2 protein-coding genes and 2 pseudogenes are annotated in these 2043 nt (G+C 50.8%); 3 read left to right on the forward strand and 1 reads right to left on the reverse strand.

Annotation, left to right across the window (positions count from 1 at the left end):
- A pseudogene (locus tag ACUHMQ_RS20545) lies at window positions 1-109 on the forward strand (IS5/IS1182 family transposase); the annotation flags it as partial.
- Between the two features lie 669 nt (window positions 110-778).
- Window positions 779-919 (forward strand): hypothetical protein, encoded by a 141-nt coding sequence (locus ACUHMQ_RS20550; protein WP_445297310.1) that lies wholly within the window; start codon window positions 779-781, stop codon window positions 917-919.
- A gap of 108 nt (window positions 920-1027) precedes the next feature.
- Here the strand turns inward: ACUHMQ_RS20550 and ACUHMQ_RS20555 are convergent.
- Window positions 1028-1834, reverse strand: a pseudogene (locus tag ACUHMQ_RS20555) (integrase core domain-containing protein); the annotation flags it as partial.
- A gap of 66 nt (window positions 1835-1900) precedes the next feature.
- Between ACUHMQ_RS20555 and ACUHMQ_RS20560 the strand changes: the two are divergent.
- The coding region (locus ACUHMQ_RS20560; RefSeq protein ID WP_445297311.1) for a transposase at window positions 1901-2043 on the forward strand (143 nt) is incomplete at its 3' end.

A 2043-nucleotide genomic window follows, 5' to 3' on the forward strand; every position in this document is an offset into this window, starting at 1 on the left:
TGCGAGGCTGAAGCATTACCGTGCAGTGGCGTTCCGGTTCGACAAACTGAAACGGAACTATGAAAGCATGGTTGCCATGGCCTGTGGGTTTCTATGGCTACCTATGTGAAACGTCAACAGACCCTAATTTTAGCTGTCAACTGGCAACCGAAGCTGCGTAAAAACTCGCCGAGCGTAGGGACCTACGTGATTACTTTCTGACGCGTGGATCGTTTTCCAGTATTTGCAGCTAGACCCGACGCGAAGAAGACCCTTTCAGGTCCGCATAGCTTTCAATTAGGGCCTGATTTCCAATGGTCTTCATCACCCACTTCATGTTGCAGGCTAGTACGTACAAGCTCATCTTTGTGCTTACCCGCCCCAATGTCTTGGTCAGGAAGTGGGTTGCCCCCTCCAAGCTTTCAGCTTGCGGCGATGTGCGTGCAATTACTGCCGGTACGCATTCAGCGCGCTTTGCAGCCCGATCACCCCAGTGGCGTCAAGCTCAAGCTCCGAATTGTCGGTACAGGTCCAGGTGGTGCTAAAAGGCTGATCCTACGAATCCGCGGTACGCACTGTGTTGGGTAGAGACATGGATATTTCGTGTGTGAAGGGAAAAGAAATGCACCAGGCAGGGGATGCGCGGCAAAAAATATAAAAAACCAGACTCATAAACCGTGTGGAAATGGTGGTTACCATTGCGGCCCTTCACCTAGGGCGAATGTCCTGGATGAGGAAGATAGGACGTGTGATTGACTGTTGAAGGAGAGGGGGCTTGCAGTACCTGAGCAACGAAGAAATGAATCAAATCAGTGGTGTCTGTAATAAGCCGAGTATGCTTATCGCGAAGACGCCACCGATTTACCTGAATCTATTGAAGGCGTATCAGCAATGCATGCAGCAACAAGCCGCCAGCCAACCTAACGGTACATCACGTTGAAGGTGAGGAAGCATGCAAGCATTGAATTCATTGGAAGCTGAACAAGTCAGCGGCGGACAGCCAGTGCTTGAACTCTCACTGGACGATCTTATTGATAACGTGTGTGAATCACAGACATCGTTTCAAATTTCTCAGCGCTAGTTCGGTACGATAGTTCTGTTCCGGAAGACATTCTTTCGATGGGTCAAATTTAGCGCTGACCTCTTCCCACAGCAGCGCCTTGTCAGAAAGTTCGGTAAGGCGCTCGACAGGTGTCTTGCCATCGAGAGCGCTGTGTGGCCGATCCCAGTTGTAGTAGTGCTGCCATTCCGCCAGCAAATCAGGAAGTCGTGGATCTTTGACATCGACAGTAGAATAGAACTCGTCGAGATCAGTCCGTTGAGACCTCTCTACTTTGCCGTTTAGGTGGGGTGATGCCGGCTTGATGGGGCGAAATTTAATTCCCCATTCCAACAATCGCTTTTGAAATTTTGTGGCGAAAAATTCACGCCCGCGATCCGTCTGAATTCGTTGGATCGCAAACGGCATTTCTTCTATCACTGCATCAAAGAACTCCATCGTGTTGTTCGCTGTTCTACGTCGATAGAGGCGTAGAACCTTATAGCGCGTGCAGTCGTCAATGGCCGTGTACTGATAAAGGCTAGGCGCAATCTTGCAAACGTCCATCTGTACACGGTCGCCAGGGACTGGCCGGCTGTACCTAATGACCTGCTTTCTGTAGGCCCGTTTGTAATTCAGTATTGGCTTGCCTATGCGCTCCAGGACTTTATGGATTGTCGCGGTCGATAGCGATATTTCGTGCAGGCGCCGCAGTTCATTTTGGATCCGGCGATGTCCCAATTTGCGCTTGCGCAGGTTCGCAATTAGCCGTTCATGCGTTGGCAACACTTTCTTGGCTGGGGAGGACTTAGGCCGGTAATCCCCCCGGAAAATAGGGGTGTGCAGAAGTAGAATTTTCTCGGATAGAGGGAGTTCTACAAAATGAAGAAATCGAGACTTTCGGACAGCCAAATCATCACCGTGCTTAAGGAGGCAGAGGCTGGCAAGCCAGTCCCAACGCTATGCCGGGAACACGGCATCAGTTCGGCGACGTTCTACAAGTGGCGGGCTAAGTTTGGCGGCAT

The organism is Chitinimonas violaceus (assembly GCF_052601015.1).